At 70.8% G+C, this 23,557-nt stretch carries 28 protein-coding genes; 17 read left to right on the top strand and 11 right to left on the bottom strand.

Going from position 1 to position 23,557, the window contains the following annotated elements; translation table 11 throughout:
- Positions 1-163 precede the first annotated feature (163 nt).
- Positions 164-964: a CPBP family intramembrane glutamic endopeptidase gene (locus ACFY10_RS45890; RefSeq protein WP_390671330.1), complete on the top strand. Its 801-nt coding sequence runs from the start codon at positions 164-166 to the stop codon at positions 962-964.
- A gap of 20 nt (positions 965-984) precedes the next feature.
- Here ACFY10_RS45890 and ACFY10_RS45885 read toward each other — a convergent pair whose 3' ends face one another.
- Positions 985-1,794, bottom strand: coding sequence for a PhzF family phenazine biosynthesis protein (locus ACFY10_RS45885; RefSeq protein ID WP_390671329.1), 810 nt, complete (start codon positions 1,792-1,794; stop codon positions 985-987).
- A 144-nt stretch (positions 1,795-1,938) separates the two neighbouring features.
- On the opposite strand from ACFY10_RS45885, the gene ACFY10_RS45880 reads away from it, so the two are divergent.
- Positions 1,939-2,724 carry a cyclase family protein gene (locus ACFY10_RS45880; RefSeq protein ID WP_390671328.1) on the top strand — a complete coding sequence of 262 codons (786 nt, stop codon included), beginning with the start codon at positions 1,939-1,941 and terminating at the stop codon, positions 2,722-2,724.
- On the top strand, positions 2,721-4,361 hold the full coding sequence (locus tag ACFY10_RS45875; RefSeq protein ID WP_390671327.1) for a thiamine pyrophosphate-binding protein: 1,641 nt from the start codon (positions 2,721-2,723) through the stop codon (positions 4,359-4,361). The genes ACFY10_RS45880 and ACFY10_RS45875 overlap by 4 nt, the downstream gene beginning before the upstream one ends.
- A gap of 299 nt (positions 4,362-4,660) precedes the next feature.
- On the opposite strand, the gene ACFY10_RS45870 is transcribed toward ACFY10_RS45875, so the two are convergent.
- Positions 4,661-4,888 (bottom strand): hypothetical protein, encoded by a 228-nt coding sequence (locus ACFY10_RS45870; protein WP_390671326.1) that lies wholly within the window; start codon positions 4,886-4,888, stop codon positions 4,661-4,663.
- A 360-nt stretch (positions 4,889-5,248) separates the two neighbouring features.
- On the opposite strand from ACFY10_RS45870, the gene ACFY10_RS45865 reads away from it, so the two are divergent.
- Complete coding sequence (locus ACFY10_RS45865) at positions 5,249-5,887, top strand: PadR family transcriptional regulator (protein WP_390671325.1); 639 nt, start codon at positions 5,249-5,251, stop codon at positions 5,885-5,887.
- 64 nt (positions 5,888-5,951) lie between these two features.
- Here ACFY10_RS45865 and ACFY10_RS45860 read toward each other — a convergent pair whose 3' ends face one another.
- Positions 5,952-6,380 carry an SRPBCC family protein gene (locus tag ACFY10_RS45860; RefSeq protein ID WP_390671324.1) on the bottom strand — a complete coding sequence of 143 codons (429 nt, stop codon included), beginning with the start codon at positions 6,378-6,380 and terminating at the stop codon, positions 5,952-5,954.
- 98 nt (positions 6,381-6,478) lie between these two features.
- On the bottom strand, positions 6,479-6,646 hold the full coding sequence (locus ACFY10_RS45855) for a hypothetical protein (RefSeq protein WP_390671323.1): 168 nt from the start codon (positions 6,644-6,646) through the stop codon (positions 6,479-6,481).
- Positions 6,647-6,865: 219 nt separating this feature from the next.
- On the opposite strand from ACFY10_RS45855, the gene ACFY10_RS45850 reads away from it, so the two are divergent.
- From ACFY10_RS45850 to ACFY10_RS45840, 3 genes are all read left to right on the top strand, one after another.
- Positions 6,866-7,411, top strand: a complete 546-nt coding sequence (locus ACFY10_RS45850; RefSeq protein WP_390671322.1) for a Clp protease N-terminal domain-containing protein — start codon at positions 6,866-6,868, stop codon at positions 7,409-7,411.
- 46 nt (positions 7,412-7,457) lie between these two features.
- The gene (locus ACFY10_RS45845; protein WP_390671321.1) at positions 7,458-8,462 is read left to right on the top strand and encodes a DMT family transporter; all 1,005 of its coding nucleotides are present in this window, start codon (positions 7,458-7,460) and stop codon (positions 8,460-8,462) included.
- A 175-nt stretch (positions 8,463-8,637) separates the two neighbouring features.
- On the top strand, positions 8,638-9,582 hold the full coding sequence (locus ACFY10_RS45840) for a DMT family transporter (RefSeq protein WP_390671320.1): 945 nt from the start codon (positions 8,638-8,640) through the stop codon (positions 9,580-9,582).
- Between the two features lie 47 nt (positions 9,583-9,629).
- On the opposite strand, the gene ACFY10_RS45835 is transcribed toward ACFY10_RS45840, so the two are convergent.
- Both ACFY10_RS45835 and ACFY10_RS45830 read right to left on the bottom strand, forming a co-directional pair.
- The gene (locus tag ACFY10_RS45835; RefSeq protein WP_390671319.1) at positions 9,630-10,277 is read right to left on the bottom strand and encodes an FMN-binding negative transcriptional regulator; all 648 of its coding nucleotides are present in this window, start codon (positions 10,275-10,277) and stop codon (positions 9,630-9,632) included.
- Positions 10,277-10,963, bottom strand: a complete 687-nt coding sequence (locus ACFY10_RS45830) for a pyridoxamine 5'-phosphate oxidase family protein (RefSeq protein ID WP_390671364.1) — start codon at positions 10,961-10,963, stop codon at positions 10,277-10,279. The genes ACFY10_RS45835 and ACFY10_RS45830 overlap by 1 nt, the downstream gene beginning before the upstream one ends.
- Positions 10,964-10,998: 35 nt before the next feature.
- Between ACFY10_RS45830 and ACFY10_RS45825 the strand changes: the two genes are divergently transcribed.
- Complete coding sequence (locus ACFY10_RS45825; protein WP_390671318.1) at positions 10,999-12,330, top strand: aminotransferase class I/II-fold pyridoxal phosphate-dependent enzyme; 1,332 nt, start codon at positions 10,999-11,001, stop codon at positions 12,328-12,330.
- Between the two features lie 91 nt (positions 12,331-12,421).
- On the opposite strand, the gene ACFY10_RS45820 is transcribed toward ACFY10_RS45825, so the two are convergent.
- Positions 12,422-13,348 (bottom strand): DMT family transporter, encoded by a 927-nt coding sequence (locus tag ACFY10_RS45820; protein WP_390671317.1) that lies wholly within the window; start codon positions 13,346-13,348, stop codon positions 12,422-12,424.
- 75 nt (positions 13,349-13,423) lie between these two features.
- Here ACFY10_RS45820 and ACFY10_RS45815 point away from each other — a divergent pair, with 75 nt between their 5' ends.
- Positions 13,424-14,326, top strand: a complete 903-nt coding sequence (locus ACFY10_RS45815; protein ID WP_390671316.1) for a LysR family transcriptional regulator — start codon at positions 13,424-13,426, stop codon at positions 14,324-14,326.
- 1 nt (position 14,327) lies between these two features.
- Here the strand turns inward: ACFY10_RS45815 and ACFY10_RS45810 are convergent, their stop codons facing one another.
- Complete coding sequence (locus ACFY10_RS45810; RefSeq protein ID WP_390671315.1) at positions 14,328-14,795, bottom strand: pyridoxamine 5'-phosphate oxidase family protein; 468 nt, start codon at positions 14,793-14,795, stop codon at positions 14,328-14,330.
- A 144-nt stretch (positions 14,796-14,939) separates the two neighbouring features.
- Between ACFY10_RS45810 and ACFY10_RS45805 the strand changes: the two genes are divergently transcribed.
- Complete coding sequence (locus ACFY10_RS45805) at positions 14,940-15,596, top strand: cysteine hydrolase (RefSeq protein WP_390671314.1); 657 nt, start codon at positions 14,940-14,942, stop codon at positions 15,594-15,596.
- On the opposite strand, the gene ACFY10_RS45800 is transcribed toward ACFY10_RS45805, so the two are convergent.
- Entirely contained in the window at positions 15,583-16,074 is a 492-nt protein-coding gene (locus tag ACFY10_RS45800) for a Rieske (2Fe-2S) protein (protein ID WP_390671313.1), read from the bottom strand. The genes ACFY10_RS45805 and ACFY10_RS45800 overlap by 14 nt on opposite strands.
- Before the next feature lie 155 nt (positions 16,075-16,229).
- On the opposite strand from ACFY10_RS45800, the gene ACFY10_RS45795 reads away from it, so the two are divergent.
- The 7 genes from ACFY10_RS45795 to ACFY10_RS45765 all read left to right on the top strand — a co-directional run bounded on the left by ACFY10_RS45795 (position 16,230) and on the right by ACFY10_RS45765 (position 22,329).
- Positions 16,230-16,994, top strand: a complete 765-nt coding sequence (locus tag ACFY10_RS45795; protein ID WP_390671312.1) for a HipA family kinase — start codon at positions 16,230-16,232, stop codon at positions 16,992-16,994.
- The gene (locus ACFY10_RS45790) at positions 16,991-17,440 is read left to right on the top strand and encodes a DUF3037 domain-containing protein (protein ID WP_390671311.1); all 450 of its coding nucleotides are present in this window, start codon (positions 16,991-16,993) and stop codon (positions 17,438-17,440) included. Before ACFY10_RS45795 ends, ACFY10_RS45790 begins: the two co-directional genes overlap by 4 nt.
- Before the next feature lie 127 nt (positions 17,441-17,567).
- Positions 17,568-18,329, top strand: a complete 762-nt coding sequence (gene fabG, locus ACFY10_RS45785) for a 3-oxoacyl-ACP reductase FabG (protein WP_390671310.1) — start codon at positions 17,568-17,570, stop codon at positions 18,327-18,329.
- Between the two features lie 14 nt (positions 18,330-18,343).
- Positions 18,344-19,105 carry an SDR family oxidoreductase gene (locus tag ACFY10_RS45780; protein WP_390671309.1) on the top strand — a complete coding sequence of 254 codons (762 nt, stop codon included), beginning with the start codon at positions 18,344-18,346 and terminating at the stop codon, positions 19,103-19,105.
- A gap of 212 nt (positions 19,106-19,317) precedes the next feature.
- Positions 19,318-20,901, top strand: a complete 1,584-nt coding sequence (locus ACFY10_RS45775; RefSeq protein ID WP_390671308.1) for an ABC transporter substrate-binding protein — start codon at positions 19,318-19,320, stop codon at positions 20,899-20,901.
- A 105-nt stretch (positions 20,902-21,006) separates the two neighbouring features.
- Positions 21,007-21,690 (top strand): uracil-DNA glycosylase, encoded by a 684-nt coding sequence (gene ung / locus ACFY10_RS45770; protein ID WP_390671307.1) that lies wholly within the window; start codon positions 21,007-21,009, stop codon positions 21,688-21,690.
- Between the two features lie 117 nt (positions 21,691-21,807).
- Entirely contained in the window at positions 21,808-22,329 is a 522-nt protein-coding gene (locus tag ACFY10_RS45765) for a hypothetical protein (protein WP_390671306.1), read from the top strand.
- Positions 22,330-22,349: 20 nt separating this feature from the next.
- On the opposite strand, the gene ACFY10_RS45760 is transcribed toward ACFY10_RS45765, so the two are convergent.
- Both ACFY10_RS45760 and ACFY10_RS45755 read right to left on the bottom strand, forming a co-directional pair.
- A complete protein-coding gene (locus tag ACFY10_RS45760; protein WP_390671305.1) occupies positions 22,350-22,835 on the bottom strand; it encodes a hypothetical protein in 486 nt (161 codons plus the stop codon).
- Between the two features lie 112 nt (positions 22,836-22,947).
- Entirely contained in the window at positions 22,948-23,460 is a 513-nt protein-coding gene (locus ACFY10_RS45755; RefSeq protein ID WP_390671304.1) for a DinB family protein, read from the bottom strand.
- Between the last annotated feature and the right edge of the window lie 97 nt (positions 23,461-23,557).

The following is a 23,557-nucleotide window of genomic DNA, read 5'->3' as shown; positions in this document are numbered from 1 at the left end:
GAACCTCGTGCCGGACGACGGCCGTATGGCATGCAAAGGGGAGGTACGCCCCGTACGGCGTCCGTCCCCCCTGACGGCCAAGCGCACGATTTTCGTAATTGCTTTCGAGACCCTAGCGGGGCGGCGGTGGGGATGAGGCTGGATTACTCAACTGGAGGCAGGTGTGCAGGCAGAGGCGGGCCCGGTGGCCGATTCTTTTCCGCCGGAGCGGCTCTCGCGACGGATTCTCCGTGACGAGACGCTGCTCGTTCTGGGGCTTTCGCTCGGTGCGAGTGGTCTGTCCGCCCTGATCAGCTTTGTCGGATCGGTCACGAAACCAGGGGGGCTCAAGGAGCAGGCGGCCACCCTCAACGCCTCGGCCGCGCCGGGCCGCCCCTGGCTGGATCTCGCCTGGCAGCTGTTCGGGATCGCGACGGCGCTGGTGCCCGTCGCACTGGTCGCGCACCTGCTGCTGCGGGAGGGGCGGAGCCTGCGCACGATCGGCTTCGACCGCACCCGGCCCTGGTTCGACCTGGGCCGTGGCGCCGGGATCGCGGCGGTGATCGGCAGCACCGGAATCGCCTTCTACCTGGCCGCACGCGGGCTGGGCTTCAACCTCACGGTGGTGCCGGAGGCGCTGCCCGACGTGTGGTGGAAGTACCCCGTGCTGATCCTCTCGGCGCTGCAGAACGCGATCCTCGAGGAGGTCGTCGTCGTCGGCTATCTGCTGCGCCGGCTGGGCCAGTTGGGCTGGACGCCGGGCACCGCCCTGGTGGCCAGTTCCGTACTGCGCGGCTCGTACCACCTCTACCAGGGCATCGGCGGCTTCGTCGGCAACATGGTGATGGGTGTGGTGTTCGTGTACCTGTACCGGCGCTGGGGTCGGGTGGGGCCCCTGGTGGTGGCGCATTCCCTGCTCGACATCGGGGCGTTCGTGGGGTACGCACTGCTGGCCGGGAAGGTGGGCTGGCTGCCGACGGCGTAGCCCGCCGGCAGCCTGGCTCTCTAGGTGAGCAGCTCGCCCTCGATGACCGTGACCGCGCGCCCGCTCAGCAGGGTGCGGTCGCCGCGCAGCTGCGTGCGGACGCGGCCGGAGCGGGGCGAGGCCTGCAGGCCGGTGAGGTCGGGGCGGCCGAGGCGCTCGGACCAGAAGGGGGCGAGCGCCGTGTGGGCGCTGCCGGTGACCGGGTCCTCGTCGATGCCGACGTTCGGGAAGAAGCAGCGGGAGACGAAGTCGTAGCCCCGCGTCGGGTCCTCGGCGCGGGCGGTGGCGATGATCCCGCGCTCGGAGTAGGCGGCGAGCGCCTTGTGGTCCGGGGTGAGGGCGTGGATCGTCTTCTCGTCGGCGAGTTCGAGGACCAGGTCGCCCACGTTCGGCCCGGTGTCGAAGGCGGCGCGCGGCTCGGCGCCCAGTGCCTCGGCGACCCCGGCCGGGACCTCGACCTCGGTGAGCGGCGCCGTCGGGAAGTCCAGGGTGATCGAGCCGTCCTCCTGGGGTGTGGCGACCAGGACGCCGCTGCGGGTGGCGAAGCGCACCGCGCCCTGGTGGGCGCCGGTCGTGTGCAGGACGTGGGCCGTGGCAAGGGTCGCGTGCCCGCACATGTTGACCTCGGTCGCGGGTGTGAACCAGCGCAGCGCCCAGTCGGCCTCCGCGCCCTCGGGCAGCCGGTGCGCGAACGCCGTCTCGGCGTGGTTGACCTCCAGGGCGATCTTCTGCAGCCGCTCGTCATCGGGGAAGGCGTCGAGAAGCAGGACACCGGCGGGGTTGCCGGCGAAGGGGCGGTCGGTGAAGGCGTCGACGATTCGGATTCGCATGGCTTCGACGCTAGGGCGGGGTGGAGCCTCCCACCAAGTCCAATTCGGGGACGGTGGACCGATTTCCGGGCCGCGCGCCTTAGCGAAGCGGCCCTCGGCTGACACGCTGTTGTTGACCGTTCAGCCTTTGCCCAGGAGGCCGTCATGTCCCAGCCGTCCGTGCTCGCCGCCCTGCTCGCCGGGCTGCGGAGTGGATCGATCGAAGTCGTCGACCTCACGTCGCCGCTGTCGTCGACCACACCGGTGATCCAGCTGCCGCCCGAGTTCGGCCAGACCCAGGTCTTCGAACTGGAGGAGATCAGCCGGTACGACGACCGGGGGCCGGCCTGGTACTGGAACAACTTCCGCAGCGGTGAGCACACCGGCACCCACTTCGACGCCCCGGTCCACTGGGTCACCGGAAGGGACCTCGCCGATGTCGCCTCGGTACCGGCGGGGCGTCTGATCGCCCCGGCGGTCGTACTGGACTTCTCCGACCATGCCGCCAAGGATCCCGACTTCCTGGTGGAGGTGGAGCACATCAAGGCCTGGGAGGCCGACAACGGGCCCCTGCCCGAAGGGGGTTGGCTGCTGCTGCGCACCGGCTGGGACGCCCGCTCGCAGTCGCAGGAGGCGTTCCTCAACGCCGACGAGAACGGCCCGCACACGCCCGGCCTGTCAGCGGAGTGCGCCCGCTGGGTGGCCGAGGAGTCCCCGGTGATCGGCCTGGGCACGGAGACGGTGGGCACGGACGCGGGGCGGGCGCACTCCTTCGACCCGGCCTTCCCCTGCCACTCCTACCTCCTGGGCGCCGACAAGTACGGGCTGACCCAGCTGCAGAACCTCGGGTCTTTGCCCTCGACCGGCGCCGTCGTCGTCGCGGGACCGCTGCCCATCGTCTCGGGCTCCGGCGCCCCCGCACGCGTACTCGCCCTGGTGGAGCGGTCGTGAAGGTCGCCGAAGCCGTCGGGCGGGCACTGGCCGCGTCGGAGGTCGACCATGTCTTCGGCGTGGTCGGCTCGGGCAACTTCCATCTGACCAACGCCATGGTGGCGGCGGGCGCACGGTTCGTGGCCGCCCGGCACGAGGGCGGCGCGGCGACCATGGCCGACGCGTACGCCCGCACGAGCGGGGCGGTGGCCGCACTCAGCGTCCACCAGGGGCCCGGCCTGACCAACGCCCTGACCGGCATCACCGAGGCCGCCAAGAGCCGTACACCGCTGCTCGTACTGGCCGCCGAGGCGACCGCACAGCGGTCCAACTTCCGTATCGACCAAGCGGTGTTGGCGCACTCCGTCGGCGCCGTCAGCGCACGTGTCACCACCGCGCACGACGCCGTCGAACAGGCCCTCGCCGCGCTGCGCCGGGCCCGGCACGAACGGCGCACCGTGCTCCTCAACCTCCCCCTGGAGGTGCAGGCCCTCGACGTGCCCGCCGGTGTGTCCCTGAAAGCCGTACCGCTGCCCGAACCGGAGCGGGCCGAGCCGTCGCGGACCGCGGTGGCGGATCTGGTACGAGTGCTGGAACGCGCGGAGCGCCCGGTCTTCGTGGCCGGCCGCGGCGCCCGCACCCCCGCCGCCCGCGACGCCCTGTCCGCGCTCGCCGACCGCCATGGCGCCCTGCTCGCGACCTCCGCCGTCGCCCGCGGGCTGTTCCACGGAAACCCCTGGTCGCTCGACGTGTCCGGCGGCTTCGCCTCCCCACTGGCGGCCGAACTGATCCAGGGCGCGGACCTGATCGTCGGCTGGGGCTGCGCACTGAACATGTGGACCATGCGGCACGGCAGCCTGATCGGCGCGGACGCGAGCGTCGTCCAGGTCGACGACGACCGCGAGGCGCTCGGCGCGCACAGGCGGATCGACCTCGGCGTCACCGGAGACGTGGAACTCACGGCACGAAGGGCCCTGGAGGCTGCCGGCGAAGGCCGCGAGGGCTACCGGACGTCCGACGTCGGCGCCGCCCTCGCCGCGCGGGCGCGGTGGCGGGACGTGCCGTACGAGGACGAGGGCACCCGCGAGCGGATCGACCCGCGGACGCTGAGCATCGCGCTGGACGACATCCTCCCCGCCGAGCGGGTCGTCGGCGTCGACTCGGGCAACTTCATGGGCTACCCGAGCGCGTATCTCTCCGTACCGGACCACAACGGGTTCTGCTTCACCCAGGCCTTCCAGTCGATCGGCCTGGGCCTCGCCACCACGATCGGCGCCGCCCTCGCCCGGCCCGACCGGCTTCCGGTGGCCGCCCTCGGCGACGGCGGCGCGCTGATGAGCGCCGTGGAACTCGACACCGTGCGCCGGCTCGGCCTGCCGATGGTGGTCGTCGTCTACAACGACGAGGCCTACGGGGCCGAGGTGCACCACTTCGGCCCCGACGGCTTCCCGCTCGACACTGTCACCTTCCCGGAGACGGACATCGCCGCCGTGGCCCGCGGCTACGGCTTCGAGGCGGTGACCGTCCGTACGCCCGCCGACCTCAAGGCGGTGCAGGACTGGGTCGCCGGGCCGCGCTCGGCACCCCTGCTCATCGACGCCAAGGTGACCCGCGAGCACGGTTCCTGGTGGCTGGAGGAGGCCTTCCGCGGCCACTGAGCCCGCACGGGCCCGGCTCTGACCTGGGGCCGGGCCCTGTTGTCCTGTGCCATCGAACCTTGAGCGAATGTCACCGAAGTTTGACCGCCTGGGAAAGCACAGGTCAGGGCCCCATCCTCGGGGCTCATGAAGGCGTGAACGCTCCCTGGTACTGCAGCGCGGGGAAGCTGAGTCCGGCGGGTCTCCCTCTGGACAGGCTGGAGTGCACCGCCTCTGACCAGGGATTTCGTGGTCAGTCAAACTTCGATGACATCGGTCGAGGTTCGGTGACACAGCTCACGGACTGAAAGGCCCGCCGGTCAGGCGACCTTCTGGCGCTGGGGCGTCTTCCGTGCCTTCACCCCGCCGACGATGAGCGCCAGCCCCACGGCGACCATGCCGAGGTAAGCGGTGGACGGAAGGTCGACGACCTTGTGCATCCAGCCCCACTCTGTACCGAAGAAGGTCTGCGAAACGAAGCTGACAAGCCCCTGGGCTCCTACGACGTAACCGATGCTTTCGGCGGTGTATCCGATGGTTGTTCGCACGGATCAACCTTCTCGCAGCGGTGCCGCAAGATCGTCCTCCACAGGGCCGAAAACGCAGTAGGCCAAAGGATGCAGTCGCGTGCGGAGAGCACCGGCACAGCTGTGTCACCGAACCTTGGCCGGGGAGCGTCCACGCCTTCACGAGCCCCGAGGATGGGGCCCCGACCTGCGCTTTTCCCAGGCGGTCAAACTTCGCTGACACGAACTGCCCAGTGGCCAGAGTTCGGTGACAATCGCTCAAGGTTCGGTGGCACAGGACACCTGTCCCTGCCCGAATTTCCGCCGGGCCTTGCCACCCGAACAGTTCCGATATATCGTTGACGCATCGCGACAGATCAACGATGGAATGGAGTGATTGCGATGCGTTCCCATGGATTCGAACGTGGACACGGTGGACCCGGCCCCCGCGGTCGGGGTGGTTTCGAGGGTCGCCGCGGCGCCTTCGGCCCCTTCGGGCCGGGTGGACCCGGCGGCGGTCCCGGCCCCGGCTTCGGTTTCGGCGGACCCGGCTTCGGCCCGGGCCCCTGGGGCCCGCGAGGGCGCGGCGGACCGAGGGGCAGGGCACGGCGAGGCGACGTAAGGGCGTCGATCCTGGCCCTGCTGAAGGACCGGCCCATGCACGGTTACGAGATGATCCAGGAGATCGCCGAGCGCAGTGGCGGGGCGTGGAAGCCCAGCCCCGGTTCGGTGTACCCCACCCTCCAGCTGCTGGAGGACGAGGGCCTGATCACCAGCGCGAGCGAGGGCGGCAAGAAGCTCTTCTCGCTCACCGAGTCCGGCCGTACCGCGGCCGACGAGGGCCCGGACGCGCCCTGGGAGGAAGCCTCCCGCGGCATCGACTTCGAGGCGCTCGGTGAGATCCGCCAGGCCGGCTTCGGTCTGATGGAGGCCTTCGGCCAGGTCTGGAAGACCGGCAGCAAGGAGCAGCGCGAGAAGGCGCTGACAGTCATCAACGAAGCCCGCAAGAAGCTGTACCTGATCCTCGCCGACGAGGGCTGACGGCCCTACGGCGACGAAGGCGCCCCGCGGAGTGGTCCGCGGGGCGCCTTCCTGTTTCCGGCGTTCAGGACACCAGCCCGGCGAGCTTTCGCAGTGATTCGTTCAGGGCGGCCGTTCCCGAGTCCTTCAGCTTGCCCGCCATCAGAGTGACCGCGGCGCCCGTGAACTCGCCGTCGATGCGGACCTTCGTGGCATCGCCGTCAGGGGTCAGGGTGTAGCGCGTGGCCAGGCTCACGGCCATCGGGCCCTTGCCCTTGATGACGAAGAGCCTGGCCGGTTCCAGTTCCGCGATCGTCCACTCGACCTCGGCCGGGAAGCCCATCAGCTTCATGTTCTCCTGGAAGGTCCCGCCCACTTCGAGCGCCGCCGGGCCGCCCTGCGGAAAGCTGGTGTGGGTGGCGTTCCACTCGCCGTACGCGGGCCAGTCCGTGAGCTGTGCCCACACCTTCTCGGCCGGCGCCTCGATCCGTGCTTCCGCGTTGATTTCGGGCATGCGACCACCTCTTCGTATCGGGCTGTGGTGTCGCGGAAAGTAACCTCAGGGGTCGCAACATTCAATACTGATGAACCGTCAGGAATTGTGGAGGCGGCTCAGCCGACCCGGCGAATCACCGCGGCGTCGAAGAGATCCCATGCGCGCGGGAAGGCGCTCTCGTCGTGGCAGTGCCAGGCGTCCCAGAACAGGTCGGCGGGCAGTGCGTCCTCCGGGGCGTACACCCGGTACACGTACTGCCTGCCGTCGACTGCCGGCAGGGACACCAGCCAGCACCTGCTTTCCACGCAAGTGTTGGACGTGCCACGGGGCGCTGTGGTTGCACGCGAGGCGCACGGCAACACGGCGCGCGCCCCTGCAGGCAGAACGGCCAGATCTCATCCGTAAGGAGGAGATTGCGGCCCGCCGAGTCCACTCCCCGTGGGACGCCAAGATGCTCCCCCTCGGGGATGACCGGAGGCGAAGAGGTTGATGGGCTAGGGGATGTGCAACCCCGTATCCCCCGGCAGTCGGCCGGCGAGCAGGCCCTCGGCCCCCGCTTGGACAACGATGCCAGGCTCAGTGCCGAGCTGACAGCGGTGGTCTCGGCTGCCCGCCGCCGGGCGGTGCGCGACGGGGACCGGCAGATCGACACGGCCCATCTGCTGCACTCGCTCCTGGAGCACGACCCCGAGGTACGGGCCGTCTTCGACGACGGGCCCGAGATCGCCCGGCTGCTCGGCTACCTGGTGCAGCGCAGCATCGGCTACGGCCTGCGCTGGCAGGGCTCCGTCGAGGACTCCGGCGCCGTACCCGTGGTGGCGCAGGCCGAGGGCTTCTCCCCGCTGGCCGCGGGTGCGATGGGCCACGCCTGCCGGCTCGCCGCCGCCCGCGGCACCGAACCGGCCCACGGCATCGACCTCCTCGCGGCGATCGTCGTCGACCCGCAGGCCCGGGCCGTCGAGGTGCTGGACCGGGCCGGCATCGAAACGGGCGCCGTGCTCACGCGCATCGAGCACCGGCTCGCGCGCTCGAGGTGGTCCAGCCGCTGAGACAGGTGTCATCGGGGGTGACGCTCATGTCCTCGCCTGTCATCATGTGCCCGTGCACACGTCTGAGAGCAGCCAGGGCGGCCGCGGCAAGAGCGTCGGGCTCGGCCTCGCCCTCGGGTCCGCGGTCGCCTTCGGAGGATCCGGAGTCGCGGCGAAGCCGCTGATCGAGGCGGGACTCGACCCGCTCCACGTGGTGTGGCTGCGCGTCGCGGGCGCCGCCCTGGTGATGCTGCCGGTCGCCGTGCGCCACCGCGCGCTGCTGCGCCGCCGCCCGGCGCTGCTCGTCGGCTTCGGCCTGCTCGCCGTGGCCGGTGTGCAGGCCTGCTACTTCGCCGCGATCTCCCGCATACCCGTCGGGGTCGCGCTGCTCGTCGAGTACCTCGCGCCCGCCCTGGTCCTGGGCTGGGTGCGGTTCGTGCAGCGGCGGCCGGTGACCCGCGCCGCAGCGCTCGGCGTGGTCCTTGCGGCCGGCGGGCTCGCCTGCGTCGTCGAGGTCTGGTCGGGGCTGAGCTTCGACGCCGTCGGCCTGCTGCTCGCACTCGGCGCCGCCTGCTGCCAGGTCGGCTACTTCGTCCTGTCCGACCAGGGCAGCGACGCCGGCGACGACGCCCCCGACCCGCTCGGCGTCATCGCCTACGGCCTGCTGATCGGCGCCCTCGTCCTGACCGCGGTGGCCCGCCCCTGGAACCTGGACTGGTCGGTCCTGACCGGCACGGCCCGGATGAACGGCACCCCGGTCGCCGCCTTCGCCCTGCTGGCCTGGATCGTGCTCGTCGCCACCGTCCTCGCCTACGTCACCGGCGTGCTGTCGGTGCGCCGGCTCTCGCCGCAGGTCGCGGGCGTCGTGGCCTGTCTCGAAGCGGTCGTGGCGACGGTGCTGGCCTGGGTGCTGCTGGGCGAGCACCTGTCGGCGCCGCAGATCGTCGGCGGTGCCGTCGTCCTGGTGGGAGCGTTCATCGCCCAGTCGTCGGCACCCGCAAAGGGTTCCCCGGAGCCGGTGGCGAGCGGCGGCCCGGAAAGGGAGTTGTCGTCCCGCGAAAGCGCCGCCTAGGCTGCTGATCATGCATTCGAACGCCCTCGTTCTTCCGCCTCCGGCCGCCTGAGGCGGGCCCTCCGGAATCCACGCCCGGCCTGGTGCCGGGCGGCGCGGTGCTGCCCGCAGAAGAGGTCCACGGCCCCGGTGACCCCGGGCCCCTCCGAGCTTCTGCACTCTGCGGAGACCACACGTGTCGAATGCTGCTATCGGCCTGCCCGTCGGGCGAGGCCTGTTCTGTCTGATCGTCGCCGGTGCCGCCTGGGGCACCGCGGGCGCGGCCGCCTCCCTGATCCACCGGTCCAGTGACATGGGCTGCGCGGCCCTCTCCTTCTGGCGCTGCGCGGCCGGCCTCGTCCTGCTGCTCGCCGCCCGCCTGCTGCGTCCGCGCGTGCGGACCGCCGTACGCGAGCCGCTCCGACGCAGGGCGCTGCGGGTCGGTGTCACCGGCGTCGGGCTCGCCGTGTTCCAGACGGCCTACTTCGCGGCCGTGTCCGCCACCGGCCTTGCCGTCGCCACCGTCGTCACGCTCGGCGCCGGTCCCGTGCTCATCGCGCTGGGCGCCCGTCGGACCATGGGGGAGCGGCTCGGCCGCGGCGGCCTGGCCGCTGTCGCCGGGGCCCTGGCGGGCCTGGGAGTGCTGGTCCTCGGTGACGACGGAGCGACCGTACGCCCGTCGGGTGTGCTGTGCGCCCTGCTGTCCGCGGCCGGGTACAGCGTGATGACCCTGCTGACGCGCTGGTGGGGCCTGAACGGTGCGGTGGACGCGTCGAGTACGTCGGTGGGCGCGTTCGCGGTCACCAGCCTCTGCCTGCTGCCGTTCGCCCTGGCCGAGGGGATCGTCCCGCACACGGCCCGTCCCGCCCAGACCCTGTGGCTGCTGGCCTACCTCGCCACCGTCCCCACCGCCCTCGCCTACGGCCTCTACTTCGCGGGCGCTGCCGTCGTCCGGTCGGCCACCGTTTCCGTGATCATGCTCCTTGAACCGGTCGGCGCGACGGTCCTGGCAGTCGCCCTGCTCGGCGAACGGCTCACTCCGGCCACCCTGGTGGGCACGCTGCTGATGCTGGGCTCGGTGGCGGGCCTGGCGCTGTCGGAGGCGCGCGGCGCGGCGGCGGAGGACCCGGTGCCGGTGTGAGCCCGGGGTCTGGGCCCGCCCACCGGACCCCGCACCCGTCCCACGGCTCACCGAACCGCCGACCACACCCCGCGCCGGCGCAGCTGGTGCTCCCGGGCCGCCGCGTCCCGGGCACCGCCACGTGCCTCGAGTCCCGCCACGATCCGGTCCTGGACCTCCTCCGGCCTGTGACTGGCGTACTTGAACTTCGCCCGTACGTCGACCACTTCGAGCCGCAGCCCGCGGATGCCCGAGAGCAGCCTGCCGTACGGCGCCTCGCCCACCGACACCGACGCGGAACCGCCCTCGGGCTGGAAGTGGCCGACCTGGCGATTGAGGAGGCCGGCCTTCTCGGCCGGATCGTCCACCACATGGGCCGTACAGCGGAGTTGGACCGCCGCGTAGAAACTCGTCGGAGTGCCGTGCTCGGACGGGCCGGTGGGCGGGGCCTGCCAGGGGCCGGGGACGAACACGTAGTCGTCGACCACGCTCAGCAGTACGTCCGGGTTCGCCTCCAGCGCGGGCCACAGGGGGTTGGGGCGGGCGAGGTGTGTGACGACCTCGGCGTGCCCGGGGTCGTAGGCGAAGTGGAGCGGCTGGACGTGGGGCGGCTCGCCCGGCAGGCCGTTGACGGCGAGCTGCCCGAAGTCGTGCCTGCCGAGCCACTGCTGCCACTCGGCGTCGTCGCGGGGCGCGTCCCAGGGGTGGATCAGCATCACGGCGCCGCCAGGTAGTCGGGAAGCGCGATGCCGGGTGCCAGGTCGGCGTCGGGCAGCGGGACTTCGTACCCCTTCCGCAGCGGGACCACGCCGGCCCAGTGCGGCAGGGCCAGGTCCTCGGGCTCGTCGTTCACGCCGCCCGTGCGGAGCTTGGCGGAGACCTCGTTCAGGTCGAGGCGGATCACGGCGGTGGCGGCCAGCTCCTTCTTGTTCGCGGGCCGGGAGTCGGCCGCCCGGCCCGCTACGACGTGGTCGACCAGCGCGTCCAGGGCCGCCCGCTTCTCCTCGGGGTCCGTCACGTCGTGGGCGATGCCGTGCACCACCACGGACCGGTAGTTGATCGAGTGGTGGAAGGCAGAGCGGGCCAGGATCAGCGCGTCGACGTGCGTGACGGTCAGGCACACGGCCAGCCCGGGGTCGGCCTGGCCGGTCATCCGCAGAGGGCGTGAGCCGGTCGAACCGTGCACGTACAGCCGGTCGCCGACCCGCCCGTACAACGTCGGCAGCACCACCGGCGCCCCGTCCCGTACGAAGCCCAGATGACAGACATAACCCTCGTCGAGTATCGCGTGCACCAGGTCCTTGTCGTACGACGCCCGGTCCGCGGAGCGGGTGGGGACGGTGCGGTCGGTCGGCGTGTACGCGGCGGGCTGCGACGTCGGCTGCTGCTGGGTCCCCTGCATTGCGATCTCCATTGCGCTAGTGCATAATCTTCTTTGTGCTAGAAGGATATCGGATCGAAGGGCGACGCGCAGCAGAGATTGCGGCGAGCGTCGAGAGCGCGGTGGGTTCCGGAGGGCTGGAACCCGGTCAACTGCTGCCGCCGATGAGGGAGTTGGCGGTCGAGCTGGGAGTGAATCCGAACACGGTCGCGTCCGCGTACCGGATCCTGCGGGAGCGCGGAGTCATCGAGACATCCGGGCGCCGGGGCAGCCGGGTGCGGTCCAAGCCGGCCACCACGGGGCGCGACTACGTCCGGATGGATGTGCCGGCGGGGGTGCGGGACGTGGCGAACGGCAACCCCGACCCGGCGCTGCTGCCGTCGCTGGCGAAGGCGTTCGCGGCGGCGGGCGAGCAGGCCGACCGGGAGCCCGTGCTGTACGGAGACGCCCTTGTGGAACCGGAGCTGGAGCGGATCGCGCGCGCGGAACTCGACGCCGACGGAGTGCCGCACGGACCGCTGACGGTCGCGTCCGGCTCGCTGGACGCCATCGAGCGCGTGCTCGCGGCGCACCTCAAGCCGGGAGACACCGTCGCCGTGGAGGACCCCGGATGGGGCAGCCTGCTCGACCTCGTCCCTGCACTCGGCCTGCGCACGGCCCCGGTGGGCGTCGACGACGAGGGCCCGCTCCCCGACGACGTACAGCAGGCCCTGACGGCCGGCGCCCGCGCCCTGGTCGTCACGGACCGGGCCCAGAACCCGACCGGCGCCGCCGTGACCGCCACGCGCGCGCGTGCCCTGCGCGCCGTGCTGCGGGAGCACCCGGAGATCCTCCTCATCGAGGACGACCACGGCCACGGCATCGTCGACCTCCCGCTGCACCCCCTGGCCGGCACCACCCGGCACTGGGCCTTCGTGCGCTCGGTCGCCAAGGCGTACGGCCCCGACCTGCGCCTGGCCGTCCTCACCGGGGACACCACCACCGTCGACCGGGTGAGCGGCCGGCACCGCCTGGGCCCCGGCTGGGTCAGCCGTCTCACCCAGCGCGCGGTGGTACGGCTGTGGGCCGACGACGCCCTGGACACACGCGCCGTCGCGGCGGCCTACCGCACCCGCCGCGACCTCCTGATCGACGCACTCGCACAACGCGACGTCGAGGCCCACGGCCGCACCGGCCTGAACGTCTGGATCCCGGTCCCCGACGAAACCGCCGCCGTCTCCCGCCTCCTCCACGCGGGATGGGCGGTGGCCCCCGGGGCACGGTTCCGCATGAGCGCCCCACCGGGCATCCGCATCACGGTCGCAACCCTCAAGCCAGAAGAGGTCGCCCCCTTGGCGGAGGCGGTGGCTCAGGCATTGGGCCCGGCACCGAACAGGACCTATGTGTAAGGGGCAAGGGCAGGTCTCTTAGGGGCGCGGGGAACTGCGCGACAAGCCACAACGAACCCGCACACGCCCATGAACCCACGCCCCCACCCCATTAGGCGCCCCGCCGCACCTGAGTAAGTGCCGCCCCCGCCAGCACCACAACCGCCCCGACCGGCGTAGACCACGTCAGCGATTCCCCAAGAATCGCAACCCCCGCAGCCGTGGCAACAACCGGAATGAAGTACGTCACCATCTGCGCCGTGGTCGGCCCGACTTCGGCAACCACCCCGTACTGGACAAGAACAGCCAGCCCCGTACCGAGCGCCCCCAACGCGGCGATCGCCAACAACGGCACAGCGGAAAACCGGGCAGGAAACGAGGTGAACAGCGGCGTCACAACCCCCAGTTGCACCGTCGCCAGCAACAACTGCGCCCCTGTCATGGACAGATGAGAGTTACCGGACCCGCCCAGGGTCCGCCGGACATAGATCCACCCGACGGGATAACTCAGCGACGCCAGCAGAGCCATCACCGTCCCCGTGGCATCCAGCCCACTGAAGCCCTGCCACGCGCCCAGGACCGTCAGAACCCCGAGGAAGCCGATCCCAAGACCCGCGACCCGAACCCGCGTCGGCCGGTCCTCGGACAGTGCGACCACGGACAGCGCCATGCCCCACAGCGGCGACGTCGCGTTGCAGATACCCGCCAGTGTCGACGGGATCGTCAGCTCCGAGTAGGCGAACAGCGAGAACGGCAGCGCGTTCAGCAGAAACGCGGCGACCGCCAGATGCCCCCACGTCCGCGCCCCGCGAGGCAGCCGTTCCCGCTTCACCACCATCGCCGCCGCCAGCACCGCCGTACCGAACACCAGCCGCCCGAGCGTGACTTGGAAAGGCGCATACCCCTCGGTGCCCACCTTGATGAGCAGAAAGCTGAAGCCCCAGATCAGGGAGAGGGCGCCGAAGCGGAGGCGCCAGTCGAGTGCGGGGCGGCGGAAGGGGGTCCGGGTGGCGGGCCGGGTCGTGGTGACGGTGCTCATGGCCACAACAATGGACGCCGACAACCTCGTAGCACAATCGAGATTTCACGCCAGGTATCTCGTAGTATTGCTTACATGTTGAATCTGGAGCGTCTGCGCACCCTCGACGCCCTCGCCCGGCACGGCTCCGTCAGCGGCGCCGCCGAGGGACTGCACGTCACGACGTCGGCCGTCTCCCAGCAGATGGCCAAGCTGGAGCGGGAGGTCGGCCAGCAGCTGCTCGCCAAGAACGGGCGGGGCGTGCGGCTCACGGACGCGGGCCGGCTGCTCGCCGAGCACGCGGCCCGCATCCTGTCGCAGGTCGAGCTCGCCCAGTCCGACCTGGAGGCGCACCGCGGGGAGGTGGTGGGGGAGCTGCGGCTGGCAGCGTTCCCGACCGCTGCACGGGGTCTGTTCCCGGTCGCGCTCTCCCGGCTGCGTTCGCTCCATCCGGGTCTGCGCGTCACCTCGCGGGAGACGGAGCCCGAGCCCGCCGTCCTCGCCGTGATACGCGGCGACTTCGACCTCGCCGTCGTCCTGGACTGGTACAACAGGCCGCTGCCCATGCCCGACGGGCTGGTCAAGGCCGTCATTCTCGACGACACGGCGGATGTGGCGATGCCCGCCGGGCACCGGTACGCGGAGCGGGCCGAGGTGGACCTGGAGGACTTCGCCGAGGACGACTGGATCACCTGGGGCGAGAGCGAGTTCTGCCACGAGTGGCTGATCCATACGCTGCGGTCCAAGGGCATCGAGCCGCGCGTCGCCCACCGCGCCGAGGAGCACCCCACCCAACTCGCCCTGGTCGGCGCGGGGTTGGGGGTGTGCGTGGCGCCGCGGCTGGGGCGCGGACCGCTCCCGGAGGGGGTGCGGGCCGTGCCCGTGCGGCAGTCGGTACGGCGCCAGATCTACGCCGTCTGGCGCGCGGACGCCGACCGCCGCCCGTCGATCCGGGCGGCGGTGGAGGCGCTGCAGGACGCGGCACTCAAGGTGAACTGAGCTACGCGGGGCCCAGCTTGCGGAAGTCCCAGGACACGATCTTCTCCGGCGTCAGCCGCACCCAGGCGTGCCGGCCGTCGTGCGGCATCTCCTCCAGGTTGAAGTTCTTCCGCGCGAACAGGGTCTCCGGGATGTCGAGTTCGGCGCACAGTTCCCCGGTGCGGGGGAACTCGCCCACGAACTCCACCGACCCGGACAGCTCGACGCCGCGCAGTTCGTCGTACTCCTCGCCGGTGTCGACCACGATCGCGACCCGCGGATCGCGCCGCAGATCGGTCCAGCGCTTGCTGCGCACGACGGAGTACAGCCACATCGAGGTGCCGTCCCAGGCGAACCACAAGGTGCTCACATGCGGAGCACCGCCTGCCGAGACGGTGGCGACGCGACAGGTGCGCTGGGTGGCGAGGAACTCGTCCAGCTCGCCCGGCGTCATCATGATCTTCCGGCCTCTGCGCTGAGTGACGGTCATGCGGCCCCCTCTTTCTCTCACGTCGTGTCAGAGGAGCTCCAGTGATCCTCTGACATCACGTCAGAAAAGGATGGGACGTCTTCCGTCCACATGCAATGGCCGTTACGCTCGCCCGCTCCGGACCGCCGCCCACAAGGGGGAACCGTGCCGTCGTACGAACAGCTCAGCGAGCTCCTCGACCCGGCGACCACCGTGCTGCTGACCGTCGAGTGCCAGCAGGGGGTCGTAGGCCCGGACTCCGCACTGCCCGAACTCGCCCGCGAGGCACGCTCCTCGGGGGCCCTCGCCAACGTCGCCCGGCTGGTGGCAGCCGCGCACGAGAGCGGGATCCAGGTCGTCCACGCGATCGCCGAGCGCCGCCCCGACGGCCGCGGCGCCAACCGCAACGCCCGCCTCTTCCGCGCGGCCGAACGCCTCCCCGTGCAGCAGCTGTCCGGTACGACGGCGGTGCGCGTCGCCGCCCCGATCGAGGTCACCGAAGAGGACTTCGTCGTACGACGACTGCATGGACTGTCCCCGATCCAGGGCACCGACGTCGACGCGCTGCTGCGCAACCTGGGCTGCCGCACGCTGGTCGTGACCGGGGTCTCGGCGAACGTGGCGATCCCGAACGCCGTCTTCGACGCCGTGAACCGCGGCTACACCGCCGTAGTGCCGTCCGACGCCATCGCGGGAGTGCCTTCCGACTACACCCCCGCGATGATCCGCCACACCCTCGCATTGGTCGCCACGGTCGCGACCACGGACGAGGTGCTGGGCTGCTTCAAACGGCCCCGGCGCACACGGGTCACGCCAGGGTGATCGAGTCCCCGCTGACGGTGATCTTCTCGGCGGGCAGGGGCTGGGTCGCGGGACTCTTCTTGACGCTGCCGTCGGTCACGGAGAACTCGCTCTTGTGGCACGGACAGATGATGGCGCCGTTGGCGATCTCGGACACCGCGCAGCCCTGGTGCGTGCACTTGGACGAGAACGCCTTGTAGGTGCCCGCCGTCGGCTGGGTGACCACCACGCCATGGTCCTTGAAGATCTTCCCGCCGCCCACCGGGATGTCGGAGGTCTTGGCGAGGACGGTGCCGCCGGAACCGGACGAGGTGCTGCTGCTCGCGCTGGAGCCGCCGCTCGCGTTGTCGCCGGCCTGTGTGTTCGAGGACGAGGAGTCGGAGGACCCGTTGTCCGATCCGCACGCGGTCAGCGCGACGGCGAGCCCCGTCGCGCCCACCGCCGCCACGACAGTACGGCGGCCGGGTGCCGGAACGGGATGAAGCGGTTCGCTGGTCATGCTGACGTTCCCTTCCATGCAAGCTTCGAAGATCTGTCCAGGGGTACGGTCGCCGAGCATGCGTTGTTCAGACGACGTCGAGAGCTTGACGGGTTCGGGATCAGGGGGAGGTAAGCCAGAGCTGTCGTTTCGCTGTCGGCCAGTAACCTGGGGCGATGCTCAAGGAAGTCATTGCGACCCGCTACATCACGCCCCTGCGGGAGGGCGGATCGCTGCCGGGACTGGTCGAGGCCGACGACTTCGGGACGTACGTCATGAAGTTCACCGGCGCGGGACAGGGCCGCAAGACACTGGTCGCCGAGGTCGTCTGCGGTGAACTCGCCCGCCGGCTGGGCTTGCGGGTGCCCCGGCTCGTGACGATCGACCTGGACCCGGTGCTGGGGCTCGGCGAACCCGAGCAGCAGGTGCAGGACCTGCTGAGGTCCAGCGGCGGCACCAACCTCGGCATGGACTTCCTCTCCGGCGCCCTCGGCTTCGAACCGCTCGCCTTCGCGGTGAGCCCCGAGGAGGCCGGGCGGATCGTCTGGTTCGACGCGCTGGTCAACAACGTCGACCGCTCCTGGCGCAACCCCAACCTGCTGATGCACCGCGGCGAGCTGTGGCTCATCGACCACGGCGCCACCATGATCTGGCACCACAACTGGCCCGGCGCCGCAGCCTCGGCGAACCGTTCCTACGACGCCTCGGACCACGCCCTCGCCCGCTTCGGCCCCGAACTCGCGGGCGCCGCCGCCGAGTTGGCGCCCCGCGTCACCGAGGAGCTCCTCGCCGAGGTCACCGCCGAGATCCCGGACGCCTGGCTGGCCGACGAACCCGGCTTCGACACCCCGGACGACCTGCGGCGGGCCTATGCGCGGCCGCTGCTGGCCCGGGCCGCCGTCGTCCACGAGCGCGTCACCGGAATCGAGGAGGGCAAGTGAGCGAGCGCCACATCCACATGGCCGGCTCCGTGGTCGAGCGGCACATCATCCGCGGCGGACAGGGCGGCGACCGCGACGTCTTCGAGTACGCCCTGCTGCGCGTCGTACCGCGTGTGGAGCGCGGCGAGTGCATCAACGCCGGCGTCCTCGTCTACTGCCGCGCCAAGGGCTACGTCGGCGCCCTCACCCACCTCGACGAGGCGCGGCTGCTGGCCCTCGACCCGGACGCGGACGTGGCCGGCATCCGGGCCGCTCTCGGGGCCGTCGAGAGCGTGTGCGGCGGCGGGGACGCGGCGGGGCAGGCCGCGGGCGACGACGCCGGACGGCGCTTCAGGTGGCTGATTGCGCCGCGTTCCACGGTCGTCCAGCCCGGGCCGGTGCACACTGGGCTCACCGCCGATCCGGCGGCCGAGACGGAGCGCCTGCTCGACCTGCTGGTGAGGTAATGGATCACACCCGCGCCGCGTGCCGTTGACACCGAGTGCCAGGCCTTCTAGCGTCACGTCTGCCGAAGGTACTAAGCGGTCGCTCACCTAAGCGGGCGCAGTTTCTCAAGGGCGAGGAGAACGAGCAATGTCCACCACTGAGCAGCGGGTCGCCGTGGTCACGGGCGGTGCGCGGGGCATCGGCGCCGCCACCGCCGTACGACTGGCCGCCGAGGGCCGCGCGGTCGCCGTGATCGACCTCGACGAGGCCGCCTGCAAGGACACCGTGGAGAAGATCACCGCGGCGGGCGGCCGGGCGATCGCGGTCGGCGCGGACGTCTCCGACGAGGCCCAGGTCGAGGCGGCCGTCGCGCGCGTGGTCGCCGAGCTCGGCGCGCCGACGATCCTCGTCAACAACGCAGGCGTGCTCCGCGACAACCTGCTGTTCAAGATGAGCGTCTCGGACTGGGACACCGTCCTGAACGTGCACCTGCGCGGCTCCTTCCTGATGACGAAGGCCGTCCAGAAGCACATGGTCGACGCCGGCTTCGGCCGCGTGGTCAACCTGTCCTCGTCCTCCGCGCTCGGCAACCGCGGCCAGGCCAACTACTCGGCCGCCAAGGCCGGTCTGCAGGGCTTCACCAAGACCCTCGCGATCGAGCTCGGCAAGTTCGGCATCACCGCCAACGCCGTCGCCCCCGGCTTCATCGCCACCGACATGACCGCCGCCACCGCCGCGCGCGTGGGCATGGGCTTCGAGGACTTCAAGGCCGCGGCCGCCACCCAGATCCCCGTCGCCCGCGTCGGCGAGCCGGACGACATCGCCAACGCCATCGCCTTCTTCACGGGCGAGGCGGCCGGGTTCGTCTCCGGCCAGGTGCTGTACGTCGCCGGCGGACCGCTCGACTAGGAGATCACCCACTCATGACTGAACTGCCCGCACTCTCCGGCAAGGTCGCCCTCGTCACGGGCGCCAGCCGCGGCATCGGCTACGGCGTCGCCGAGGCGCTCGTCGCCCGCGGCGACCGCGTCGCCATCACCGGCCGCAACGAGGACGCGCTCAAGGAGGCCGTCGACAAGCTCGGCGCCGAGCGCGTCATCGGCATCGCCGGCAAGGCGCACGACCTGGAGCACCAGGCCGAGGCCGTCGAGCGCACCATGGAGGCCTTCGGCCGCGTCGACTACCTGGTCAACAACGCCGGTACCAACCCGGTGTTCGGCCCCATCGCCGACCTCGACCTGAACGTCGCCCGCAAGGTCTTCGAGACCAACGTGATCTCCGCGCTCGGCTTCGCCCAGAAGACCTGGCACGCCTGGCAGAAGGACAACGGCGGCGCGATCGTCAACATCGCCTCCGTCGCGGGCCTCGCGCCCTCGCCCTTCATCGCCGCGTACGGCGTCAGCAAGGCCGCGCTGATCAACCTGACCCAGCAGCTGGCGCACGAGTTCGCGCCCAAGGTGCGGGTCAACGCGATCGCCCCGGCCGTCGTCAAGACCCAGTTCGCCAAGGCCCTGTACGAGGGCCGGGAGGCGGAGGCGGCCGCCGCCTACCCGCTGGCCCGACTCGGGGTGCCCTCCGACATCGGCGGCGCCGCCGCGTTCCTCACCTCCGAGCAGTCCGCCTGGGTCACCGGCCAGACGCTCGTCGTCGACGGCGGCATCTTCCTCAACGCCGGCGTGGCCTGACGCGATCCGTTGCGACCGTAACGATCGGGTGCACAAGGGCGCCGTTTCCTTGACGGAAACGGCGCCCTTGTCGTCGCACAGGACGGGCACAGGGGAATGACAACGTCGTCATGAACAAGCTGATCAAGACCCCTGTGCCAACCGGGTTCAACCCTCGTGGCACTGCGGTATGGTCTGCCGACCCTTGGCATGGCAGATCGAGGAGCGAGCGCGTGTTCAACCGGAACCGAGGCCTGCGGCAAGCGGCGGCCATCGCGTCCATATCGTCGCTGGTGGCCGGGTGCGGAGTCCTCTCGTCGGGCTCCTCCGACGACAAGGGACCCATCGTCGTCGGGACGACCAGCGCCCCCAGCACGCTGGATCCCGCCGCCTCCTGGGACCAGTCCTGGGAACTGTTTCGCAACATTTACCAGACGCTGCTCGGCTACCCCACCGGAGCGACCACACCGCAGCCGGACGCGGCGGACAGCTGCCGCTTCTCGGACAGTTCGAACACGACCTACACGTGTGAGCTGCGCGAGGGCCTGAAGTTCTCCGACGGGCACCCGCTCGACGCCAAGGCCGTCAAGTACTCCATCGACCGGATCAGGAAGATCAACGTCAACGGCGGGCCCGCCGGCCTGCTCGGCAGCCTCGACCGGGTGCAGGCGCTGGGCGACCGGGAGATCGTCTTCCACCTCAACAAGCCCGACGCCACCTTCCCGTTCGTACTCGCGACGCCCGCCATGTCGATCGTCGACCCCGCGGAGTACCCGGCGAGATCCCTGCGCAAGGACGACAAGGTCGACGGCTCCGGACCGTACACACTCCAGGCGTACGAGGACGGCAAGAAGGCCGAACTCGTCAAGAACGACAACTACCAGGGCTACGCCCAGCGCAAGAACGACGCGGTGACCATCCGCTACTTCCAGGACTCGTCCACCATGGTCACCGCGCTGAAGGACAAGCAGGTCGACGTCGCATTCCGCGGCCTCAACGCGAACGACATCGTCGACCTCCAGCGGCACAACGCGAGCGGGAACCTCCAGCTCATCGAGGGCTCCGGCATCGAGATCAACTACCTGGTGTTCAACCCGAAGGACTCCTGGGCCGCCAAGCCCGCCGTCCGCAAGGCGATCGCCCAGCTCGTCGACCGCGGCGCGATCGCGCACAAGGTCTACAAGGACACCGTCGAGCCGCTGTACTCCATGGTCCCCAAGGGCCTGACCGGGCACACCACCGACTTCTTCGACGACTTCGGCAGCCCCAGCACCTCCAAGGCCCGCAAGATCCTCACCGACGCCGGCATCACCCAGCGCGTCCCGCTCACCCTCTGGTACACCACCGACCGCTACGGCTCCTCCACCAAGCTGGAGTTCGCGGAGATCAAGCGCCAGCTGGAGGACTCCGGGCTGTTCACGATCACCCTCAAGAGCCGCCCCTGGAAGACGTATGTGAAGGGCTACCAGGACGGCGAGTACCCGGTGTTCGGACGCGGCTGGTTCCCCGACTTCCCGGACCCCGACAACTTCATCGCGCCGTTCGTCGGCAACCAGAACGCGCTCGGCACGCCGTATCCCGCGCCCGAGATCACCGGGAAGCTGCTGCCCCGCTCCCGCAGCGAGAGCGACCGCGCCAACGTGGTCTCGGACTTCGAGCAGGCCCAGCAGATCCTGGTGAACGACGCACGGCTGCTGCCGCTGTGGCAGGGCAAGCAGTACGTGGCCGCGAGCGACGACATCTCCGGGGCGGAGCAGGCGCTCGACCCGTCGACGATCATGGTGATGGGGGAGCTGTCCCGCAAGACCAGCTGGTAGGCCGTGCACTTCGGTGAGCGGAGGGCCGTTGTCAGTGGTCGCCTGTAGGTTCTGAGACCTGGAAGTGACCGCACCCGGTTTACCGCACATCGTAAGGAAGTTGACGTGACCGACACCGCCATGCTGCCCGAGTCCTGGCGCGGGGTCCTGGGCGACGAACTGCAGCAGCCCTACTTCAAGGAGCTCACGGAGTTCGTCGAGGAGGAGCGGGCGAAGGGTCCCGTGTACCCCCCGCGCGAGGAGGTCTTCGCCGCGCTGGACGCGACACCGTACGACCAGGTGAAGGTCCTGGTCCTCGGCCAGGACCCGTACCACGGCGAGGGACAGGGACACGGCCTGTGCTTCTCGGTCCGTCCGGGCGTCAAGACCCCGCCGTCGCTCCGCAACATCTACAAGGAGATGAAGGAGGAGCTCGGCCTGCCGGTCCCGGACAACGGCTATCTGATGCCGTGGGCCCAGCAGGGCGTGCTGCTGCTCAACGCGGTGCTCACGGTGCGTGGCGGCGAGGCCAACTCGCACAAGGGCCGGGGCTGGGAGAAGTTCACCGACGCGGTGATCCGCGCGGTGGCCGACCGGCCCGACCCGGCGGTCTTCGTCCTGTGGGGCAACTACGCGCAGAAGAAGCTCCCGCTGATCGACGAGACCCGGCACGTGGTCGTCAAGGGTGCCCACCCCTCCCCGCTGTCCGCGAAGAAGTTCTTCGGCTCCCGCCCGTTCACGCAGATCAACGAGGCGGTCGCACTCCAGGGCCACCAGCCGATCGACTGGACCCTCCCGAACCTGGGCTGACCGCCGCCGGCCGGTTCCGCACCGAATCGGCCCGGTGCCGCCTGACCGGGATTGCCGCAGGCGCCGGTTAGCGTCGGTCAGGACAGCCGACCGGTCGGCGAGTGTGCGGAGGACGCGGTGGCAGGCGGACAGGAGCAGACGGCGCCGGACGCCGTGATGACGCGGATCGGGCAGGTCGTCATGCTGCATCACGCGGGCGACCGCGAGGAGGCCCGCAACCGCTTCCTCCAGCTGTGGACGGAGATCGGCGAGGACGGCGACCCGCTGCACCGCTGCACCCTGGCCCACTACATGGCCGACGCCCAGGACGACCCCGCCGATGAACTGGCATGGGACCTGCGGGCGTTGACCGCAGCCGAGGAACTCACGGGCGACCGCCTCGCCGAACACGAGGGAACGCTCGCGGTACGCGCCCTCTACCCCTCGCTGCATCTGAACCTGGCGGCCGACTATCTGAAACTCCGCCGCAGCGGCGCCGCCCGCACCCATCTGCGCCATGCCCGTCGCGCGGCCGAGGCACTGGCGGACGACAGCTACGGCGACGGCGTGCGGGCAGCCATCGGGCGGCTGGAACTACGGCTGGGGGAGGGGAGTCCGGACGGCGACGGACGGTGGGGGCCGCCGCGGCAGCGGCCCTAGCCGGAGCGGCTGTCTGCGCCTCAACTCCCGTACGTCTGCTTGCAGATGACCGCCTCCGGACTGTCCGCCCTCCAGCGACCGTACTTTCTGCCGAGCGCGCACATGTCCGTGTTCTTCGCGGTCTTCGCGGTCTTTGTGTTCTTCGTGTTCTTCGGGACCGGCTTGGGCACGTCCGGGACCTTGGCGCGCGGCTGCCCATGGTGCCCGGACTCCGGATGCGCCGCCGGCTGCTCGGCCGGCGCCGTGGCCGGCGCCTGAGCCGATGGACCGTGCCGCTCGGATGACTTGGGCTCCGGCCGCCGGGACGGTCCGACCCTCTGCAGCGCCTCACGGGCCGGCGCCTGCACGATCTGCGGATCCGCCTCGTCGTCCGCGTGCGGCACCGACGGCCGGGACGGTGCCGGCGGCGGGCCGGACGCGGGCGGGCGCTGGACCGTCACACAGCCGGAGAGGGCCGAGACGGCCACGGTGACCAGGAGCGTTGCGGTGGTCGTCGTTCGATGCACCCGCGCAACGATGTCGGGTCCGGCGGCCCCGGGGGCAGCGTATGAGCGAAGGATGCCCCGCACGGGTGATCTCCCGCCCCGTACGGAGGCCGCGTGCGCGCTGCGGGTGACGTCAGTCGCCCCTGGCGCCGTCGATACGCTCGCGGATCAGGTCGGCGTGGCCGTTGTGGCGGGCGTACTCCTCGATCATGTGGGTGTGGATCCAGCGCAGGTTGAAGTGCTCGCCGGTGCGCCGGTGCTTGCCCTCGGAGGTGTCGTCCAGGGCGAAGCGGGCCGCGTTGCGCCGCGCGGCCTCGATCTCGGCCTGCCAGGTGGCGTACGCCTCCGCCCAGGTGTCCGTCTCGGTGAGATGGAACTCGCCGTCCGGGTCCTCGTCGCTGTAGTAGATCGGGCCCGCGTCCTCGTCCGTGAGGACCCGGCGGTACCAGGACCGCTCCACCTCGGCCATGTGCCGCACCAACCCCATCAGGGACAGCACGGACGGCTCCACGGAGGCGGTCCTGAGCTGCTCGTCGGTCAGGCCTTCGCACTTCCAGGCCAGGGTCTGCCGGTGGTAGTCGAGCCAGCCCTCCAGCATCGTGCGTTCGTCGGCGGTGGTCGCGGGTTCACGGCGCTCGGTCGTCATGGCCGCATCCTTTCCCAACGGATCCGATCCGACCACGAGTTTTCCCCGTCCCTTGATTCCGCCGGCCCCGACGGCATCCGGCCGGCGGCCGCCACAG

It is taken from the genome of Streptomyces sp. NPDC001401, assembly GCF_042895385.1.
Classification (GTDB): domain Bacteria; phylum Actinomycetota; class Actinomycetes; order Streptomycetales; family Streptomycetaceae; genus Streptomyces.
Note: the sequence above shows the minus strand (reverse complement) of the source record. Positions and strands in the feature narration are given on the sequence as shown.